The organism is Acidovorax sp. KPB24-07 (assembly GCF_057543315.1).
This window is the reverse complement of sequence record NZ_BAAJYS010000521.1, coordinates 1-1,963: the sequence shown is the minus strand read 5'-3', so window position 1 is coordinate 1,963 and position 1,963 is coordinate 1. Positions and strand designations below refer to the sequence as shown.

3 protein-coding genes are annotated in these 1,963 nt (G+C 70.7%); all 3 read left to right on the top strand.

Annotated features, from left to right (window positions below):
• Positions 1-516: substrate-binding domain-containing protein (locus AC27IQ_RS23375; protein ID WP_487090980.1), on the top strand; the 516-nt coding region annotated here is incomplete at its 5' end.
• A gap of 131 nt (positions 517-647) precedes the next feature.
• Positions 648-1,625 (top strand): Bug family tripartite tricarboxylate transporter substrate binding protein, encoded by a 978-nt coding sequence (locus tag AC27IQ_RS23370; protein WP_284406536.1) that lies wholly within the window; start codon positions 648-650, stop codon positions 1,623-1,625.
• Between the two features lie 5 nt (positions 1,626-1,630).
• Positions 1,631-1,963, top strand: a 333-nt coding sequence (locus tag AC27IQ_RS23365) for a M14 family metallopeptidase (protein ID WP_487090979.1), incomplete at its 3' end; no start/stop codon positions are given.

Genomic DNA, 1,963 nt, shown 5'->3' with positions numbered 1-1,963 from the left:
CGCGCGCTGGCCGACACCGTGGCCCTGCTGGAGCGCGGCGAGGCGGATTTTTCCATCGCCTACCACCACCCGGCGCTGGCCATCCGGCTGGATGCGCGCCAGTTCTCGCACATCACGCTGGCCTCGGACCGGCTGGTGCCGGTGTCGCGCGCCACGGCGCAGGGCGCGGCGCTGCACCCGCTGGCGGGCGCGGGCCCCATTCCCTACCTGGCCTACGCGCGCACGCTGGCGCTGGGCCGGCTGGTGGAGGACCAGCTGGCGCACCACCCGGTCACGCAGCGCCTGCAGCGCACGGTGGAGTGCGACTCGGCCGATGCGCAATACGAATACGTGCACAAGGGCCTGGGCGTGGCCTGGCTGCCGTGGTCCATGGTGCATGCCGACTGCAAGGCCGGCCGGCTGGCCAAGGCGGGCGACCGCAGCATGGAGGCGAAGTTCGACGTGCGGCTGTACCGGCCCAAGCGCCGGCTGAGCACGCAGGCCGAGGCGATCTGGCACGCCATCGCCACGCGGTGACGGCCCGCGCCGGCATCGGGTTCGCCCCCTTGGCGCCCGCGTGCCGAAACAGCACCATGGCGTGCCGACTCGGCACCCCCGCGCCCTGCCTGCCTTCGCACAATCGGCCCACACCCCACCAGGAGACTCCGATGCATGCCCACCCCGCCTTCCGCCGCACGCTTTTGCTGTGCGGCCTCGCCCTGCTGGCCGCCGGCCCCGCCGCCGCGCAGGACAGCTACCCGAGCAAGCCCATCACCATCGTCGTCGGCTACCCGCCCGGCGGCAGCACCGACCTCACCGGGCGCACGGTGGCGCAGGAGCTGGGCGCGCGCCTGGGCGTGCCGGTCGTGATCGAGAACGTGGGCGGCGCCGGCGGCGCCATCGGCGCGCAGAAGGTGGCCAGCGCCGCGCCGGACGGCTACACGCTGCTCGTGGGCGCGAGCAACGAGATCGCCATCAACAAGCTGGTGACCAAGAAGGTCAAGTACGACGTGAAGGACTTCACCGCCATCGGCGTGATCGCCTCGCAGCCCCTGGTGCTGGTGGCCTCCACCGGCTCGGGCGTGAAGAACGCGGCCGAATTCACGCAGCGCGTGTCCAGGAACCCCGGCAAGTACAGCTACGGCAGCTCGGGCGTGGGCACCTCGCTGCACCTGGCGGGCGAGATGGTCAAGGAGCAGGGCAAGCTGTTCATGACGCACATCCCCTACCGCGGCGTGGCCCCGCTCACCAACGACCTGCTGGGCAACAACCTGGAGTTCGGCGTGTTCGTGCTCTCCAGCGGCCTGCCCCACATCAAGAGCGGCAAGGTCGTCGCGCTGGGCACGACCGAGGCCAAGCGCTCGGCCATCACGCCCGACATTCCCGCGCTGGCCGAGCTGCCGCAGTACAAGAACGTGGACATCGGCGTGTGGTTCGCCCTGATGGGCCCGGCCAAGCTGCCCAAGCCCGTGCACGACAAGCTCAAGAAGGCGCTGAACGAGGCGCTGCAGTCGCCCGACTTCCGCAAGAAAATGGAAGCCTCCGGCTCGACGGTGGCCTCCACCAGCCTGAACGCCGACCAGTTCATCGCCTCGGAAGTGGCCAAATACCAGAAGATCGTCGAATTCGCCAAGATCGAGGAGTGACCTTGATGCCCCGGACCTTCGCACTCACCGCCCCCGACCTCACGCCCTGGCGCGCCGGCAACACCGGCACCGAAGGCGTGTGGCACTTCGATTCCGGCCTGCCCGGCCGCCATGTCCTCATCAGCGCCCTGGTGCACGGCAACGAGCTGTGCGGCGCCTGGGCGCTGCAGGGCCTGCTGGCGGCGGGGCTGCGCCCGCAGCAGGGCGCGCTCACGCTGGCGTTCTGCAACCTGGAGGCCTTCGACCGCTTCGATCCGGCCGACCACGACGCCTCGCGCTTCACCGACCAGGACATGAACCGCCAGTGGACCGACGAGCGCATGGAGGCGGGCGACACG

What these genes read in the sequence shown, in the direction of transcription:
- AC27IQ_RS23370 (WP_284406536.1), top strand. Translation starts at nt 648, where the DNA reads ATGCATGCCCACCCCGCCTTCCGCCGCACGCTTTTGCTGTGCGGCCTC.